This window comes from Leclercia sp. UBA5076 (assembly GCF_002416465.1).
Lineage (GTDB): Bacteria > Pseudomonadota > Gammaproteobacteria > Enterobacterales > Enterobacteriaceae > Enterobacter.
This window is the reverse complement of sequence record NZ_DIAO01000014.1, coordinates 89,901-107,263: the sequence shown is the minus strand read 5'-3', so window position 1 is coordinate 107,263 and position 17,363 is coordinate 89,901. Positions and strand designations below refer to the sequence as shown.

Below are 17,363 nucleotides of genomic sequence, written 5' to 3'. Positions count from 1 at the left end.
TAGACATCAGTTAGCTGGCGCATGCCAGATGAAGCGCAGCGACGATATTTTGCACCACTTGCGCAGGAGGAAGGGAGGCGTCCACCACGTGGTGAGCGGCTTCGCGATAGAGCGCATCACGCTCCGCCAGCACTGCACTCACCTCTTCGCTGATAGGTTTGCCGGTCAGGGTTGGGCGCTGTCCCTCTTCTGGCGAGGCTTCGAGACGCCCGACCAGCACCGGCACCGGGGCACAAAGATAGATCACCCGGCCCTTTTCACGCATAAACTGACGGTTGTAAGCGGACAAAATAATGCCGCCGCCGGTGGCAATAATGCCGGAGCCTGCAGTCACCGCCTCGAGGGTCGCCGTTTCGCGGGCGCGAAAACTCTCCCACCCTTCCTGCTCAACAATCTCAGCGATGCTTTGCCCGGCATGGGTCTGTAGCCAGTGATCGGTATCGACAAATTCACTCTGACACAGACGAGCCAGTTCAAGACCGACGGTGGTTTTGCCACAGCCGCGGGGGCCAATTAAAAAAATAGGCTGGGTCATGACCAGGTGTTCCCTTTGATGCCGCGCGCATGCGGTGCGTGAAGTCGAAAAGAGCGCAATGATACCATTAAGCTAGTACACACGTTAACCGTAAAATAATTATTACATCAGGCGTGATATTAAACTGACAGTTAAGTCAACCCAAGAGATAGCGAGGGTTATCCTGTAAAGAAAAAATTGCACTAAACGGTGCGCTCACCTTACCTGAACCCACCCGCCGTTGACAACCCCGGATTGTGGTAATAATGACCAAAACCGCTCACGCAGCGATGATTACCCCTGGCGGCGCTTCACTTCCAGCAGCCATTTGTCCAGCTCGGCGGCGAACTGCTGCCTGTCGCGCTGGGAGAGGCTGTCCGGCCCGCCGGTCTGCACGCCGCTGGCGCGCATCGTGTCCATAAAATCACGCATCGTCAGCTTTTCACGGATAGTAGCTGGCGAATAACGCTCGCCGCGCGGATTGAGCGCTGCGGCCCCTTTCTCCAGCACCTCCGCCGCCAGTGGAATATCGGCGGTGATCACCAGATCGTCCGCGCTGCACAGGCGTACAATTTCGTTATCGGCCACATCAAAGCCGGCCGGTACGCGCAAGGAACGGATAAAACGGGACGGCGGCACGCGCAGGTTCTGGTTCGCCACCAGCGTCAGCGGCATCTGTACGCGCTCGGCAGCACGAAACAGGATCTCTTTAATCACATTGGGACACGCATCGGCATCCACCCAAATCGCCATCTTCTCTCTCCGGCATATAATGCTGCGTAACAAAACCTGATAGGCTAAAGTGCCACAATCATAACAAAGTTTAAGAGGGAGACGTGATGGAGAAGAAAATCGGTTTTATCGGCTGCGGTAATATGGGCAAAGCCATTCTCGGCGGTCTGATTGCCAGCGGTCAGGTGCAGCCTGGCCAGATTTGGGTCTACATCCCATCACCGGACAAGGTCGCCGCCCTGCACGATCGGTACGGGATTAACGCCGCGCAAAGCGCCCAGGAAGTGGCCCAGGTGGCCGATATCGTCTTCGGCGCGGTGAAGCCGAACATGATGGTGAAAGTCCTGAGCGATATCACCTCCAGCCTCAATAAAGAGACGCTGGTGGTCTCTATCGCGGCAGGCATCACCCTCGATCAGCTGGCGCGCGCGCTGGGCCACGACCGTAAAATCGTCCGCGCCATGCCCAACACGCCGTCGCTGGTAAAAGCGGGCATGACCTCTATCACCCCTAACGCGCTGGTGACCCCCGAAGAGGTTGCCGATGTCGTCAATATTTTCCGCTGCTTCGGAGAGGCCGAAGTGATTGCCGAGGCGATGATCCACCCGGTGGTGGGCGTCAGCGGTTCAGCGCCCGCCTACGTGTTTATGTTTATCGAAGCGATGGCAGATGCCGCGGTGCTGGGCGGGATGCCGCGCGCGCAGGCCTATAAATTTGCGGCGCAGGCGGTAATGGGCTCCGCCAAAATGGTGCTGGAAACCGGCAAACATCCGGGCGAACTGAAAGATATGGTCTGCTCTCCGGGCGGCACAACCATTGAAGCGGTGCGGGTGCTGGAGGAGCGCGGTTTCCGGGCAGCGGTCATTGAAGCCATGAACAAGTGCATGGAAAAGTCAGAGCTGCTAAGCAAATCCTGACCGACAGCCGGACGTCAGGCGGCCACTTCGGTACGGTTACGTCCGGCATTTTTCGCCTTATAAAGTGCAATATCCGCCGCTTTTAACCATTCCTGATAATGCACCATCGACGTCGTGAGCGGCGCAACACCGACGCTGATGCAGAGCTTTACCTGCGGAGCGCCCGGCAGGCGCAGTTCCGCCAGCCGTTCATGGACCCGCGACATTGCCGCAATAGCGTTTTCCGCTGGCGTTCCGCTCATGATTACCGCGAACTCATCGCCGCCAAAGCGACCAATCATATCGCTGGCGCGTAACGTCAGTTGTAGCTGACGGGTCACGGCGAGAATCGCCTGATCGCCTACGTCATGGCCCCAGGTATCATTAATGCCTTTGAAGTGATCGATATCGATCAGCAGGATCGTGGCGCTCCGGTGATAGCGACGGCAGTTTTCAAATTCTGTACGCAGCAACACTTCCCAGTGACGACGGTTGTATACCCCTGTCATCCCATCCAGAGTACTCATCAACTCAAGACGGCGCTTATGTTCCACCAGACGGCTGGTTGTACGGAAGCTTACCCAGGCAAACAGCATCGGATAACCAACAATCCCCGGCAGGGCGAGCCAGACCTCAAGCGGGGTACTGATAAAGCCTGCCGGAATGTGCATCAGCTGCTGGGTAACCAGCGCCGCCAGCGCGGTCATCAATGATCCTGTACCACACAGCCTAATCCCCCCCACGCCCATCAGGTTCATGCTCATCATCATGACCAGCGCCGCGGTAGGCATGGCGTTAACGCCCATCAGTCCAATCCATACCCCGGCCATAATGGCATCGACTTTGAGGTTAAACATCTCATTGTGATGGGGATTGGCAGAGCGCATCGCCAGTTGCCAGGCCAGATGGGGCCAGACAAAGGCCCAGCCAACCAGCAAAAGCCACCAGACGCCGTTAACCGATTGCGCGGTCAGCACGCTGGCAACAGGGAAAAACAGAAAAGCCAGGCCCGCCGCACGCGGGAGCCGTAAACGACGGGCCAGACGAATTCCTGAGCGATGATGCTCATCCGCCGAAAGCGCCAGATTTATCCCTTCCCGGGCATAGACTTTGCTGTAAATGTTTTCATCATTCATGGTCATTGGGAACACTCAAAAGCATTTTCCCAAATTATAGAAAGGCTTATCTGGCGCTAAGTATGATATTTCGGGTGAGCCAAACGGAACGCTCACCCTTTTGAACTAGCCAGTTTTCTTCAGGCAGGCGCTCATGAACTTACTCCGGTCGTCCCCTTTAAGGGATTGTTGGGTCGCCTGGGAGTTACATTCACGCATCCTTTGTTGTTGCGGCGTCAGGCTTTTTTCGTTGGGTTTAGAGGAGGCGTTTTTCAGGCAATCGCTCATGTAGCTCTTACGGGAGTCGCCCTTCAGGTCCTGGGCGGTCGCCTGCTGATTGCAGGTGGTCATACGTTGCTGTTGCGGTGTGAGCGGCTGATCTTGCGCCCCCGCGGGAGTAAGAGAGAACAGGCCAAGGAGCAGGGTCGCCAGTAGTGTGATTTTCATAGCACTTTCCTTCTGTGAATGATCTCCTTAAGTCTGGTTCGTACTGCTAAAAAAACCACCCGCGCCATCGGGATAATTTCGCACAGCGGTTATTTCGGCGTGGCTCATGCCGTCGCTAATAAGCAGAATAATATGTTGGGCCGGCGGCAGCGTGATATACCCGGTACCAGGATAGAGAGAACATTTACAGCATAAATTGTGGGGATAATGTCGCGAGGTAAGCTATGGAATATAACGTGCGCTCTGTTTCACTTATTTTTCCCATTGAGGAAAGATAAAAATAAAACAGAGCGACGACAGGCAACCGGGGTGACGGTTTTTGACAACAACTCAGGTCAAATAACGGGTCAGCTGCGCGGGTGCCGTAGCAGCTTTTTTACGTATTGCTGCAGCATTTCGCTGTCCTGGGCCGGAACCTGTGCATCTGGCCTGGCCTCATCCAGCGCGCCTTCCACGCTTTCGATCAGCGCCTGTTGATCGCTTTGCGCCATCTGTCGTAGCAGGGCGGTGACCACTATTTCCAGCGCTTCAACCTGAACCACAAGCTCTTTTGACTCTTCTTCCTTTTCTGCCAGCTTAACTAACAACTCTGCAATTAGATTTTTCACAGCGCTATTTCCTTATCACGTTTTTTTGCGACGTTATCATTATGATTGAGACTTGCAAAGTGGGTAAAAGTACTATTTTTAAGGAAATCCCACATGGCGCATAAATGCGTTTCTGTACGGCTGGTAAAAATGCGACTTAAATTAAATTTTTCTTTTTTTCTGCGTAACCTGAATTAAAAACAAGAACCGCCATTTCACAGGAATGATAATGGCGGCCAGATATCAATATATTATATAGCTACATTAAGAACGGCGGACTTCCTGCAGGCGGCGCTGGCGCATCGCCCACGCCAGTTGCAGAATGTTTACCAGCACCACCACAGCGGTGGCGGCAAATACCCAGCGGAAACCGGCCATCGCCGAGACCGCGGCACCCATCAACGGACCGGCAACATTCCCAAGATACATAAACGACTGGTTATAACCGAAGATCCGTCCGGTGACCCGATCGCTGGAGTACTTAATCAGCAGGGTCTGTACGGCGGGCAGCATGGCGCCATCCGCAAAGCCGAGTAGAAAGCGCAGCACGCCCAACTGCAAAGGGGTGGTGACAAAGGACATGGCGAAAAAGAGCACCACCGCCACAATAAGCGTCGCCATCAAAATACGCCCGGTGCCGATGCGGTCCCCGAGCTTGCCCAGACGTGGGGCGGACATCAACGCGGAGATCCCCGGCACCGCGGCAATCATCCCGCTGAGGAAGGCGATATTATTGCTCTCGGGTGCCATCGACTGAATAAACAGCGCGAGGATCGGCCCCACCGAGCCGTTGCAAAGCTGGATAACCATGGTGGTGATGAACAGGCTGATCATCAGGCCCGGATAAGGGAGCGAGGCAAAGACCGCCCTGCCGCTCAGCCGCTCCGCCTTGCTGACGGTGGGGCGAACCCCCTCTTTGATCAGAAACAGCGTTACCAGAAAACTTACCACCAGCAGGATCGCTGTGATCAGAAATACCGCGCGCAGACCCACATGGTCTGCCAGAAAGCCGCCCATCAGCGGGCCGCCGATCACGCCGCTGATTTGCGCCGTCGACAGAGTACTGATGGCCCAGCCGCTGCGCTCCCGGGGAACCTGCGACGCCACCAGCGCCATCGCGTTAGGAATATAACCGGAGGTCAGCCCCATCAGCGCGCGCAGCAGAAAAAGCTGCCAGACGTTGGTGGCAAAGGCCTGGAGCAGGATCGCAATCGCCATGCCGAGCGAGGCGCGCAGCAGCATCAGCTTGCGCCCTTTACGGTCCGCAAGGCTGCCCCACATGGGCGAGACGATGGCCGAAACCAGAAACGTGACGCTGAAGGTGAGCCCTGACCACATCGACAACGCTTCGTGCGACGAGACGCCAAGCTGGGAGACATACAGCGGCAAAAACGGCAAAATCTGGCTGATGGCAAGGCCGGTGAAAAAACAACCAAACCAGACCGAAATAAGGTTAACCTTCCACGATTCCATAGGCGAGCACTGTCTTCATATTACGTAAATTCGTTATCAGATTAGCAAGTTACCTTTCACCGGACGTTGTCAGAGATGCGCCCGGCGTCTCTTTGGGGTTTTATCTTCCCAGTCATCATATTTGTGAAATATGTCACATATTTTCCCCTTTTTGCTGGTGATTTATGCTTTGCGGGCAGTAGCCAACCCCCCGCATCCCAAGGTGAAAATGGTTGGCGTGGGCGGCGTTATAGTCCGGGCCCAGCGCGTTACCGAAATAGCCGCAGCTGGCACTGAGTAGCGCACGCAGCCAGGGTTCGGTGGAGGCACTCTTCCAGCCGCGCAGAACCGAAATTCGCTGACCGTTTTCCAGGGTAAAGCCGCTGATATCCAGCGCCTCGGCGGTGGCATGCTCGCTGCGTCGGGCGTTGGCGCGGTGATAGATATTGCGGCAGGCAAAGCTGCCGAAATGGTCAATGCGCGACAGACCGCTGCCCATCATGGTTTCGGTGATGGGCCGGGCCTGCTGGTTGACGAACAACGCCGAGCTGAGCGCCAGCGGGCAGCTGGCAAGAAAACTGCTGCTAAGACTGACGGAGCCAAAACTACGCACGCGCACCACATCACTCAGCGGACACTCTCCCGTGCTGTCGGCCACCGCCTGGGTGCGGATCAGCTGACGCGCATTAGCCTGCGCCAGCAGCACATCACAATGCTCAGGCGTCAGGCGACGGAGCTTAAACTGGGTCAGGGTACCGGGGGGATCGTCAAGCGTGAGCGGTGCAAACGGATTGTAATAAGACGGCAGCCAGCGGTAGCCCGCAATAGCCGCAGCAATGAGGATTAGACAGATAATCAGGCTTTTTCCTTTCACTCACCCCCCTTCGCAATGTGTCAAAACATTATGGCAGAAGGCGGCGAATCCCGCCGGGCATCGTGATATGGTAGGGGTTTTGAGTCTGAGTGGATGAGTGTACGTGATGGCGAAGTTGCGGGTAGGTATTGTCTTTGGGGGAAAATCAGCAGAGCACGAAGTGTCGCTGCAATCGGCCAAAAATATCGTTAACGCGATTGATAAGAGCCGCTTTGAGGTCGTGCTGCTGGGCATTGATAAACAGGGTCAATGGCACATTAACGACGAGCAGGGCTATCTGCTTAACGCCGACGATCCGGCGCATATTGCGCTGAATCCGTCTGAGGTCAGCGTTGCTACCGTGCCGGGCGTGACGCAGGGCCAGCTTATCGATGCCGGTACCGGACAGACGCTTTCACAGCTCGACGTCATTTTCCCGATTGTCCACGGCACGCTGGGTGAAGATGGCTCCCTGCAGGGGATGCTGCGCATGGCGAACCTGCCGTTCGTCGGCTCCGATGTCCTCGGTTCTGCCGCCTGCATGGATAAAGATGTCACTAAACGCCTGCTGCGTGACGCTGGCCTGAACGTGGCGCCCTTTGTTACCCTGACCCGCGCCAACCGCGAGCAACACACCTTTGCCGATCTCAGCGCCCGCTTCGGCCTGCCGCTGTTCGTCAAACCGGCTAACCAGGGCTCCTCCGTGGGCGTCAGCAAAGTGAACAGCGAAGCGCAGTTCAGCGAAGCGGTACGTCTGGCGTTCACCTTCGATCATAAAGTGGTGGTTGAGCAGGGAATTAAAGGGCGTGAGATTGAATGCGCGGTGCTGGGCAATGATTTCCCGCAGGCCAGTACCTGTGGCGAAGTGGTGCTGAACAGCGACTTCTATTCCTACGACACCAAATACATTGATGACAAGGGCGCGCAGGTGGTGGTACCCGCGGCGCTGGAGGCTGACGTTAACGACGCGATCCGTGGAATTGCCATCGAAGCCTATCAGGCGCTGGGCTGTCGCGGTATGGCGCGCGTCGACGTCTTCTTAACGGCGGACAACCGCGTGGTGATCAATGAGATCAACACCCTGCCCGGCTTCACCAACATCAGCATGTACCCGAAACTGTGGCAGGCCAGCGGTCTCAGCTACCCGGATCTGATCACCCGCCTGATTGAGCTGGCGCTGGAGCGACATGCCGCTGACAGCGCCCTGCAGATTTCAGTAAACGGTTAATCCGCGTCGTTCGCCGTCGTCTCTTCCGGGCGACGGCGAATAATAAACCCCGCCAGCCAGAAGCTGACAACCCAGGTCACCAGCCCTACCGCATAGGTCTGCCAGCCTTTCGCTTCGAAGCCCAGCAGCCCCACCACCCCATTCAGAATAAAGATAAGCCCAATAGCAAAGGCGTAGAAATGCCAGTCACGGCGAATTTTGGCAGGCAGTTTCATGGTCGCTCCAGAAGAAAAAATCTATCCTCGCACAGATTTGTCTTCAGGTCTGCGGCCTGTGCGGAAAATCTGAAATGTGCGGGGATTTCACTTAAGTAAAAAATCTGTGATGTGCGGCAAAATTCGACAAACCAGGAGAATTCTCCAGGCCAATTTACCAACATTCCGATATTGACAACAGCCATGAGCTGTCAAACTTGACGTGTACAACAGGCACATAGCCAGTCAGAACACTCGGAGGTATGTATGGCAGATTTTACGATGTCAAAGCCCATCTACAACACCAGGCAACCAAAAACCTCCACGGCAGGAAATATTGCATACGCGCTGTTTGTGCTTTTCTGCTTCTGGGCTGGCTCACAGCTGCTCAATATTCTGGTGCATGCTCCCGGCGTCTATGAGCACCTGATGCAGGTCGAAGAGAGCGGCCGTCCGCGCGTTGAGATTGGGCTCGGTGTCAGCACCGTCTTCGGGTTGATCCCCTTCCTTGTCGGGCTGGTGGTGTTGGGCGCCGTTGCCCTCTACGTGCGCTGGCGCCGTTATCGCTAGTTGAGCGCCATGCACTTCGCCCGGCGATCGTCAACGCGCTGGGCAAACCAGGCTGTCGTCAGATTGCGGGTGATTTTCGGGCTCTCAAGCTGGATCCCCGGCAGCATCGCTCTCGGTAACGCCTTGCCACTCTTCTGCTCCGCCAGTTTAAAGACCTGCTGATAGAGCTCGGTTTTCTCAAACGCAAAGCTGTCACCCTTCTCCAGCTGCCGACGGATCTCACTGTCGCTCATGTCCAGCTTGCCTGAAAGCTTGCGCACCGCCAGCTCCGTCTTCCCTGCGTTACTGCTGCCATAGGCGATCAGATCGCCATCCAGGGCCAGCTTCACCCCACTGGCGCGGCTGACGGCATTCTGGAACGCCGCATTGCGGCTCGCATACCAGCCCGCGTTAAAGTCAGCAAAGCGGTAGAGCGGCACCGTATAGCTGGCGGGGTAGTTCAGCAGATGGTAAGTGCCGAACCAGAGTCCGCCGCGCAGGGAGAAGACCTCCTGGCGAACCGTGTTCTCGATTTTCCACGGATAGCCGTCGGTATGCTTTTCGGCAAAGGCGATACTGACCTGCATTGGACCACCGGTATGTACCGGATTGAGAGAGCCAAACAGCGTCTGTCCCATCGGCACCATATTGATAAAGTCATCGAAGATGGCGCTGAGCTGCTTCTCGGTTTTCACCGTATCCAGCCGCTCGCTGTAGCTCTTGCCGTTTGGCGATTTGATTTTCAGTGCCGTGTGGACCAGAAACACCGGGATGTGGAGTTTTTCGGCGCGACGGTCAATCTCCTTCCAGGCGATTTTATTCAGCCCCGGCACCGCCGGATCGGACTGATACAGCGACTCCTGCTGTGCCACCGCCAGCACCGAGCAGATATTCTCCTCGGTAGGGGCAATCTTCTGGCTCTCAAAGGTTTTCGCCAGCGCCGAGGCCCACTGGTCCCGGTCTTTTACCGTGGCGGGCATTTTTTGCCGCACCACGCTTGCCACGTCGACGGGCTTTTCGCCCTTTTTCAGCGGCGCAGCCCCTTGCTCAGCACACCCGGCCAACACCAGGGCGGCAAGCAGGGATAAGGGTAACGCGCGCGGTACGGTAAAAGACATAACAGCTCCCTGTATCAACTCAACGTATGGGTAACTTCCTGAAGATCCTGACCATCCAGCTCACGTTCAAAACTGCGCAAACGTTTATAGATGGACATCAGCTCCACCAGCGTGGTCCATGAACTGATCAGATACTGGAACGACCCGCGTACCTGACCGAAGACGTTGGTAATTTGCGTCATCAGACCCAGCGTAATCGTACCGGCTACAATCGACGGGAACAGCAGGAACAAACCGAAAACGTTATCCACCTGCAGATAGAGAATGCGGGCAATGTTGAAATACATGTAGTGGAAATAGAGGCGGAAGTAGTTCCGGCGCACCGCGCCAAACAGCTCACGCACCGTTGGCGGCGAGGCGCGGCTGGCATCGTCTTCGCCGTAGACCAGCTCTTTACGGTAGGCGGCCTCAACGCGCTGGTTTTTGAACTCCAGCCCCGGCAGTTTGATCCCTACCACCGCCAGCAGGCCGGTGCCCATCAGCGACCAGACAATCGCGGCGATCACCAGGCCATAGGGCAGATGACCGACAATCGGCAGGTCCGGTACGTGCGCCGACAGCGTGACCAGCACCGGCAGGAAGGCGATCAGAGTCATAATAGCGTTGATAAAGCTGACCCCCATATCCTCAAGCGTGGAGGCAAAGCGCATGGTGTCTTCCTGCACACGCTGGGCGGCACCTTCAATATGGCGCAGCTGCTGCCAGTGGGCCATATAGTGTTCGTTCATCGCGGTACGCCAGCGGAAGACGTAGTGGCTGACGAAGAAGTTATTCATTACGCCAATAACAACGGCGATGAGCGCGATACCGAGGAACACGCCCACTTCATGATAAAACTGATTGATAGAGACTTTGTGCGGCGCGCTGAGGGCGGTCTGGATCAGGTCATAGAACGGGGCATACCAGGCGTTGACCGCCACGCCCACCTCCACCAGAAACCAGGTGACGAAAATAATCAGCGCGGTGCCGAGAATCGACCAGTACTGCCAGCGGTGCGGCGACCAGACAAACCAGAACAGGGCAAACACCCCAACGCAGAACGCATAATAGGCGTAGAAGATCAGATAGCTGCGTGACCAGAAACGTGCCGCGCTGATCGGCACATCACCCGTAGCGCCAACCAGACGCTCAAACCAGGCCCCGCCACCCGCCTGCCAGAAAATGACCGCGATCAGAGCCCAAATAAAGGCCGAGAGAAAAAAGGGTCCCGGTTTTGGGAAAAACGACTTAAACATAACGCTTCCTTCTTGTAGTTATCGCTACTGCTGTGGACGACGGATTATCAGACCTGTGGGCCCTGTATTAGTTCGCCGTCAACCGCCACCCGAGCGGAAAAGCCAATGAACCAGGCAGGTATCATAAGCGCAATGTCACAAAACATGAGATCGGTAATAACGAAATTGTTCGTATTTACCCGCGGTTACGTTTTTCACGCTATCGTTATGCTGTTCAGGCCTTTGCATTATGGTCTTTAGTAGTATAAATACGCATACTTTTTCATTCACTTCATGGATACTTTCGTTGAAACGTTGTCTGTTCCTCTCCGCCGCGCTGTATGCGGCCAGCCTCACCAGCGCGCAGGCTGTCGAGCCGATTACCGACCCGGCTTTTGCCTCCGATGTGGTTGATCGCTACGCGAATCATATTTTTTACGGCAGTGGCGCAACGGGGATGGCTCTGGTGGCGATTGACGGCAACCAGCGCGTATTCCGCAGCTTTGGCGAAACGCGCCCGGGCAATAATATCCATCCGCAGCTTGATTCTGTAGTGCGCATCGCCTCCCTGACCAAGTTAATGACCAGTGAGATGCTGGTGAAACTGCTCGATCAGGGCGTGGTTAAGCTCAACGATCCGTTAAGTAAATATGCGCCACCGGGCGCCCGGGTGCCGACATATCAGGGCGCGCCGATTACGCTCGTTAACCTGGCTACCCACACCAGCGCCCTGCCGCGCGAACAGCCAGGCGGCGCGGCCCACCGTCCGGTCTTCGTCTGGCCAACCCGCGATCAGCGCTGGAACTGGCTGTCGACAGCCACCCTGAAATCATCCCCGGGCTCCCAGGCCGCCTATTCGAACCTGGCGTTCGATCTGCTGGCCGATGCGCTGGGCAACGCCGCGGGCAAGCCCTACGCCCAGCTGTTCGAAGAGCAGATCACCCGTCCGCTGGGGATGAAAGATACTACCTTTACTCCGTCACCCGATCAGTGCAAACGCCTGATGGTGGCAGAGAAAGGGGCCAGCCCGTGTAATAACACCCTGGCGGCGGTCGGTAGCGGCGGGGTTTACTCCACTCCTGGCGACATGATGCGCTGGATGCAGCAGTTCCTCTCCTCTGATTTCTACGCGCGCAGCAACCAGGCCGACAGAATGCAGACTCTGATCTATCAACGCAGCCAGTTAAGCCGGGTGATCGGGATGGATGTACCAGGCCGTGCGGACGCGCTGGGCCTTGGCTGGGTCTATATGGCACCTAAAAATGGACGGCCTGGCATTATTCAGAAAACCGGCGGTGGCGGCGGATTCATCACCTATATGGCGATGATCCCGCAATCTAACGTGGGCGTATTTGTGGTGGTAACGCGCTCGCCGCTCACGCGTTTCGTCAACATGAGCGACGGCGTTAACCAGCTGGTGGTGGAGCTGAGCGAGAACAAACCGCGGGTTATCCCGGCATCCTGACGCTAATATTCAGCGGGCAAGTGGTTGATTCTGACCAGCTTGCCCCTGTCCATAGTGATGTAGTTCCCCTGGCGTAGCGCCGCCAGCACTTCTGCCACCACGGAACGCGAAATACGTGTGCGGCGCTGAATGTAGTTCATGACCCCCACCCGCATACGCAGCGTCTCATCCCACTGGGCCATATCCAGCAACGTGGAACGGATTTGACTGTACGAATTGTTGCCCACCAGCTGTTTGTCGCGGATCTCCATTACCCGGTGGTGCCAGGAGAGCCAGCAGAAGGCATCGGACCATAAACCGGCCTGCTGGATCAGCTGGCGGGCCCCGGATGCAGGCAGCCAGAAACCGGTACAGGGGGATTGCGTCACCAGCAGGTATTCGGTGCTGCAGCCCATCATGCCGGCATTCAGCCCGAAGATATAAGGTGCGGTGACAATCTCTATCAGCAGATCGTCCTGCTGACGGTGGATACTGAGCGTGCCCGACTGCAGCACTACTGCGTTTTCATTTTCTTTATCGCAATCCCCGAAGACAGGATGCATTGCAGGAAGCGTAAATGGTGTGCTGTGCGCCGCCAGGCACTGTTCAAGTCGGGAGAACTCAGAAATGGGTTTTGCATAACGGTTCATGAGATCTCAGGTCATCCTTAACTGACGCTATAACAACGGGGAGGCAGGCCTCCCCGCATCAGACATATTACCAGGTGTATTTCACACCCAGATTAGCGCCCCAGTTTTGATCGACATCCCCCCCACCCAAATAGGTGGCATCAGTGTACGCACTGAAGTTTTTGGTGAAGCTGAACTGGGTCCCCGAGCCTACGCGCACCGCAGAGCCTTTCACACCGTTATCGATGTTGTCGCCGTTAATTTTGGCATCTTCACCGGCATCGTCATAAACGTAGGCCAGTTTGAAGAACGGCGTCAGCGCCTGGTCGTCGCCATAACCGAAGGTATAACCTGCATCGATACCGGCTTCATAACGCATGCTGTCGTAAGACTGGCTTCCCACACGCAGGTCGTTGCTCAGGCGGTAGTCGTCCCCGGACTGGAACAGACCGGAAATGGCTGCATAGGGGGTCAGGTAACCGGCAGTGTTCGGTTTCCAGTCGTAACCCAGTTTCAACCCAAAGCCCCAGGCGTCAGTCGTGGTATTGCCATCGACATATTCACCATTGCTCATGTTCGCTGAGAGATCGTTATTGAAGCGCGAATAGCTCAGGGAGCTATCGATGAAGAGATCGTTAGCAAAGCGCGCCGCGGAATAGAGCATTGCGGTCTGGCTGTCCTGATCCACCTGGCCGCTGCGGTCATTCATATCGCCTTTCGCAAAGCCTGCTGCCGCACCGACGATCCAGTCAGCGTTATTACCATCAATATGGGTATCGAGGCCCACCATGATGCCGCTAACGTCCTGATCGTAATGGATAGTGCCATTATCGCCGTCAAAATTACCGCCGAAGATGTTCACCCATGCGCCAACGTTGTCTGCCAGGCCATGACGGCTGTTGGTCAGACGATTAGCGAGCGCATCCTGCTGCAGATGCCAGATGTTGGTGTTGGCAGAAGGAATGCTCAGCGCCATATTGGCGTAATCGGTCAGACGCTCCTGACGCAGCACCACGGTATCGCCCTGCTGCTGTGCCTGATAGGTGTAAGCACCGAGATCCGCTTTATTGGCTGCGGTGAAGCTGGCCTGCGTATCGGCGTTATTGTCGTAAACGCGAATAATTTCCTTATTCTTGTAGTCAGCGACAGAACCCGCGCCGGTTGCGTCATCCAGACGCACTTTATAGTTACCGGACACTTCACCGTTCACCGCCAGATGACCGTCAGAGTTCAGGGCGATCACCCCGTAATCGTAATCGGCCTGGTGGATATCATTGGTGATATAGCGAGCATTGTTCAGATCGGAATTGAACACATAATCACGGCTGGCAACATTCAGCACGCCGCCATCGGTCAGCACCATTTTGTGGGTATCGACCTGGCCCAGACCCAGCGCCAGTTCAGCATGGTTATCCACGGTAATGGTGTTGGCATACAGCGCCGCCGTTTCCTGAGTCAGGGTGGTCCGGCTTGCGCTGTCGAGATAGAGGCTGTCGGTTGCCACATCACCGGAATCGCCAATGTTCATGGTCGACGCGTTGGTCAGAGTGATGCTGTCCGCCAGTAAGCCAGAGCTTTCTACGTTGACCTGCGAACGGTTATTGACGGTCAGCTTGTCAATGTTGGATTGCTTACGGGTATCCCATTCGGAACCGTTATCCAGCGCGACGTTGAACAGACCGCTCTGATAAACCTGGTTGCCCACCAGATGACCATTGCTGTTGAAGGTGGATTCAGGCCAGATGCTGTTTGGCTCCAGGCTACGCCAGTCGACGCTGCTGTAGCCCAGACCATACATCTGAGAAGGCCCAATCGCCTCGACGCTGGAGACGGCTGCGCCGACCCACTTACTGCCGTTGGTAAGGGTCAGATCCAGTTTGTCAGTGCCATCCCAGCCGTTGGTGGTCGGGTTGTAGACGCCGTCAGCGGTGGTATCGGTAGCCGGATCGCCATTTGGATAGAAGTTGTTGTCGAAGGTGCTGGTGAACAGTACATCGCCGCTCAGCGTGGAGTGATCGAAGTTAGCCGTGGTCTGCATGGCGTTATCCGCGCTGCTGGCACTGACGATCAGCGCTGCATCATCCGCAGCCGTGGCGTTGCTCTCGCCGTAATCGCTCGGTTTCGCCGACTGACCGTAAAAACCGTTGGTGCCCAGATCGCTGTAGGCGCCGGAGGTGACAACCGAATCGTTAACCTGCAGGGTGTTGGTAAAGACATGGCTGTTGTCTTCAATGCCGGTCACAGCATCATACGGCGTGTTATCCAGCTGCTGATAGCCCTGAGTCAGAGTGATACCGGCCACGTGGGAGTTGTTTTGAATAACGATGTCCGATTCTACGTCGAGGGTAATGGCATTGCCCAGCGCGTAAGTATCCCAGTAACGGGTGGTCGTGCTGGTGCCGTCAACGACGTCATAAGCGTAGTGCTCGTAGGTATCGTTGATGGTGGAATTGTCGACATTCAGGCTAAAACGATCGTACTGGTTATGCGTTGTACCATCCGCATTCAAACCGCCAGCGCATTCGGTGGTCATGCAACCGGAGGTGATCATACCTTTGACGGTGCTGTTGGAGATTGACAGCGAATTGGCATGCCCGCCCGCGCCATCATCAAGGTAATACGTTGAGATAACGCCGTTTACCGTCGACTTGTTAATGACAGGATAGATATCGTTGTCGTGGGTCGCGCTGGAGTAATTCCAGTCGGAGTAGCCGTTATACCAGGCAGAGGTAGACGTATTATCATATCCAAAAGTGTTATAAGTGCTACCAGAAATATCTTTTGCATTGGCCTGAGAAGCGATAGCCAGCGTACAGGCTAATGCAAGTTGAGATACAACAAATTTCTTTTTCCATGTTTGCATTGGGTCATCCCTCCTCAGGGACGTAAGCAAGTTTGTCCGTAAATACAGTGCAAATATATTGCGAGGAGAATTATGCAGTCGCTAAAGAAAATAGTTCAATGAATGTAGTAATTATGTCCGAAAACAGACAATATAATACAGGCACTTTTTAAAATATAAAAAATAATAATAAAAAGCACAAATAACAAAGAGTTGCATTCAATCGAAACAAAAGAAACACAAGGCGAAAGATCATCAGAAATTATTAAATAAAAGCGAATGAGAAATATAACATATAAATAATAATAGCAATTTTAAAAAAACAATGAGAAGGATTAGGATATTACCAGGGCTAGCTATATCCAGATTCAGATAATTTTCGCGCGATATTATAATGTAAACTTATTTCAGGAAGTAAAATATAAAACCATAAATAATACCGCTCCCACCGCCCTGCATTCTCAACCTAAACGACAACTTTAGTAAAACAGTCCGGCTGCATTTCAGGTACACTGTCCCTCTTCGATTCACTACCTCAGGCATATCATGACCGATTTAATTGCTCGTCCCCGTCGCCTGCGCAAAACCCCGGCGTTGCGCGCATTATTTGAAGAGACAACCCTGTCCCTGAACGATCTGGTGTTGCCGATTTTTGTTGAAGAAGAGATCGACGACTACAAAGCCATCGACGCCATGCCGGGCGTGATGCGCATTCCTGAGAAGCATCTGGCGCGCGAAATTGAACGCATTGCCAACGCAGGCATCCGCTCAATCATGACCTTCGGCATCTCCCACCATACCGACGCCACCGGCAGCGATGCCTGGAAAGAGGATGGTCTGGTGGCGCGTATGTCGCGCATCGCCAAACAGACGGTGCCAGAGATGGTCGTCATGTCCGACACCTGCTTCTGCGAATATACCTCCCACGGCCACTGCGGCGTGCTGTGCGATCACGGCGTGGATAACGATGCCACTCTGGAGAACCTGGGCAAACAGGCGGTGGTGGCTGCCGCCGCAGGCGCGGACTTTATCGCTCCGTCTGCTGCTATGGATGGCCAGGTGCAGGCCATTCGCCAGGCGCTGGATGCCGCTGGCTTCACTGATACTGCGATCATGTCCTACTCCACCAAGTTCGCCTCCTCCTTCTACGGTCCGTTCCGTGAAGCGGCCGGTACCGCCCTGAAGGGCGATCGCAAAACCTACCAGATGAACCCGCTCAACCGCCGCGAAGCGATCCGTGAGTCGCTGCTCGACGAAGCGCAGGGCGCTGACTGCCTGATGGTGAAACCGGCGGGCGCCTATCTGGATATCCTGCGCGACATCCGCGAGCGCACCGAACTGCCGCTGGGCGCCTATCAGGTGAGCGGCGAGTACGCGATGATCAAATTCGCCGCCCAGGCGGGGGCGATCGACGAAGAGAAAGTGATCCTCGAAAGCCTGGGGGCGATCAAGCGCGCCGGTGCGGATCTGATCTTCAGCTACTTCGCGCTGGATCTGGCCGAGAAGAAAATTCTGCGTTAATCCCTATTGCCGGGTGGCGGCTTCGCCT

17 protein-coding genes are annotated in these 17,363 nt (G+C 55.4%); 5 read left to right on the top strand and 12 right to left on the bottom strand.

Features of this window, described 5'->3' with window-relative positions; translation table 11 throughout:
- Positions 1 to 10: 10 nt before the first annotated feature.
- Both aroL and B3X29_RS13880 read right to left on the bottom strand, forming a co-directional pair.
- On the bottom strand, positions 11 to 535 hold the full coding sequence (aroL, locus tag B3X29_RS13885) for a shikimate kinase AroL (RefSeq protein ID WP_103178439.1): 525 nt from the start codon (positions 533 to 535) through the stop codon (positions 11 to 13).
- A 273-nt stretch (positions 536 to 808) separates the two neighbouring features.
- Complete coding sequence (locus tag B3X29_RS13880; RefSeq protein ID WP_103178438.1) at positions 809 to 1,267, bottom strand: YaiI/YqxD family protein; 459 nt, start codon at positions 1,265 to 1,267, stop codon at positions 809 to 811.
- Between the two features lie 86 nt (positions 1,268 to 1,353).
- Here B3X29_RS13880 and proC point away from each other — a divergent pair, with 86 nt between their 5' ends.
- Positions 1,354 to 2,163 (top strand): pyrroline-5-carboxylate reductase, encoded by an 810-nt coding sequence (gene proC, locus B3X29_RS13875; protein WP_159339702.1) that lies wholly within the window; start codon positions 1,354 to 1,356, stop codon positions 2,161 to 2,163.
- A gap of 14 nt (positions 2,164 to 2,177) precedes the next feature.
- On the opposite strand, the gene adrA is transcribed toward proC, so the two are convergent.
- The 5 genes from adrA to B3X29_RS13845 all read right to left on the bottom strand — a co-directional run bounded on the left by adrA (position 2,178) and on the right by B3X29_RS13845 (position 6,617).
- Entirely contained in the window at positions 2,178 to 3,293 is a 1,116-nt protein-coding gene (gene adrA, locus B3X29_RS13870; protein ID WP_290554741.1) for a diguanylate cyclase AdrA, read from the bottom strand.
- A 90-nt stretch (positions 3,294 to 3,383) separates the two neighbouring features.
- Positions 3,384 to 3,704, bottom strand: coding sequence for a phosphate starvation-inducible protein PsiF (gene psiF / locus B3X29_RS13865; protein ID WP_103178436.1), 321 nt, complete (start codon positions 3,702 to 3,704; stop codon positions 3,384 to 3,386).
- Positions 3,705 to 4,051: 347 nt separating this feature from the next.
- Complete coding sequence (iraP, locus tag B3X29_RS13855; RefSeq protein WP_103178435.1) at positions 4,052 to 4,312, bottom strand: anti-adapter protein IraP; 261 nt, start codon at positions 4,310 to 4,312, stop codon at positions 4,052 to 4,054.
- Between the two features lie 243 nt (positions 4,313 to 4,555).
- Positions 4,556 to 5,764, bottom strand: a complete 1,209-nt coding sequence (locus B3X29_RS13850) for a multidrug efflux MFS transporter (protein ID WP_103178434.1) — start codon at positions 5,762 to 5,764, stop codon at positions 4,556 to 4,558.
- A 133-nt stretch (positions 5,765 to 5,897) separates the two neighbouring features.
- Entirely contained in the window at positions 5,898 to 6,617 is a 720-nt protein-coding gene (locus tag B3X29_RS13845; protein WP_159339701.1) for an extensin family protein, read from the bottom strand.
- Between the two features lie 106 nt (positions 6,618 to 6,723).
- On the opposite strand from B3X29_RS13845, the gene ddlA reads away from it, so the two are divergent.
- Positions 6,724 to 7,824, top strand: a complete 1,101-nt coding sequence (gene ddlA, locus B3X29_RS13840) for a D-alanine--D-alanine ligase (RefSeq protein ID WP_156655435.1) — start codon at positions 6,724 to 6,726, stop codon at positions 7,822 to 7,824.
- Here ddlA and B3X29_RS13835 read toward each other — a convergent pair.
- A complete protein-coding gene (locus tag B3X29_RS13835) occupies positions 7,821 to 8,039 on the bottom strand; it encodes a DUF2754 domain-containing protein (RefSeq protein ID WP_039031465.1) in 219 nt (72 codons plus the stop codon). The two genes, ddlA and B3X29_RS13835, sit on opposite strands and share 4 nt — an antisense overlap.
- Positions 8,040 to 8,285: 246 nt before the next feature.
- Between B3X29_RS13835 and B3X29_RS13830 the strand changes: the two genes are divergently transcribed.
- Positions 8,286 to 8,588 carry a DUF2755 family protein gene (locus B3X29_RS13830; RefSeq protein ID WP_103178431.1) on the top strand — a complete coding sequence of 101 codons (303 nt, stop codon included), beginning with the start codon at positions 8,286 to 8,288 and terminating at the stop codon, positions 8,586 to 8,588.
- Here B3X29_RS13830 and B3X29_RS13825 read toward each other — a convergent pair.
- Positions 8,585 to 9,685 (bottom strand): DUF1615 domain-containing protein, encoded by a 1,101-nt coding sequence (locus B3X29_RS13825; RefSeq protein WP_103178430.1) that lies wholly within the window; start codon positions 9,683 to 9,685, stop codon positions 8,585 to 8,587. The two genes, B3X29_RS13830 and B3X29_RS13825, sit on opposite strands and share 4 nt — an antisense overlap.
- A 14-nt stretch (positions 9,686 to 9,699) precedes the next feature.
- On the bottom strand, positions 9,700 to 10,920 hold the full coding sequence (gene sbmA / locus B3X29_RS13820; protein WP_159339700.1) for a peptide antibiotic transporter SbmA: 1,221 nt from the start codon (positions 10,918 to 10,920) through the stop codon (positions 9,700 to 9,702).
- Positions 10,921 to 11,206: 286 nt separating this feature from the next.
- Here sbmA and ampH point away from each other — a divergent pair, with 286 nt between their 5' ends.
- Positions 11,207 to 12,364, top strand: a complete 1,158-nt coding sequence (gene ampH / locus B3X29_RS13815; protein WP_103178428.1) for a D-alanyl-D-alanine-carboxypeptidase/endopeptidase AmpH — start codon at positions 11,207 to 11,209, stop codon at positions 12,362 to 12,364.
- Positions 12,365 to 12,366: 2 nt separating this feature from the next.
- Here ampH and B3X29_RS13810 read toward each other — a convergent pair whose 3' ends face one another.
- Positions 12,367 to 12,993 carry a helix-turn-helix domain-containing protein gene (locus B3X29_RS13810; RefSeq protein WP_156653979.1) on the bottom strand — a complete coding sequence of 209 codons (627 nt, stop codon included), beginning with the start codon at positions 12,991 to 12,993 and terminating at the stop codon, positions 12,367 to 12,369.
- 67 nt (positions 12,994 to 13,060) lie between these two features.
- Positions 13,061 to 15,835 (bottom strand): autotransporter outer membrane beta-barrel domain-containing protein, encoded by a 2,775-nt coding sequence (locus B3X29_RS13805; RefSeq protein ID WP_290554732.1) that lies wholly within the window; start codon positions 15,833 to 15,835, stop codon positions 13,061 to 13,063.
- Between the two features lie 525 nt (positions 15,836 to 16,360).
- Between B3X29_RS13805 and hemB the strand changes: the two genes are divergently transcribed.
- Entirely contained in the window at positions 16,361 to 17,335 is a 975-nt protein-coding gene (gene hemB, locus B3X29_RS13800; RefSeq protein WP_103178425.1) for a porphobilinogen synthase, read from the top strand.
- Positions 17,336 to 17,363 lie beyond the last annotated feature (28 nt).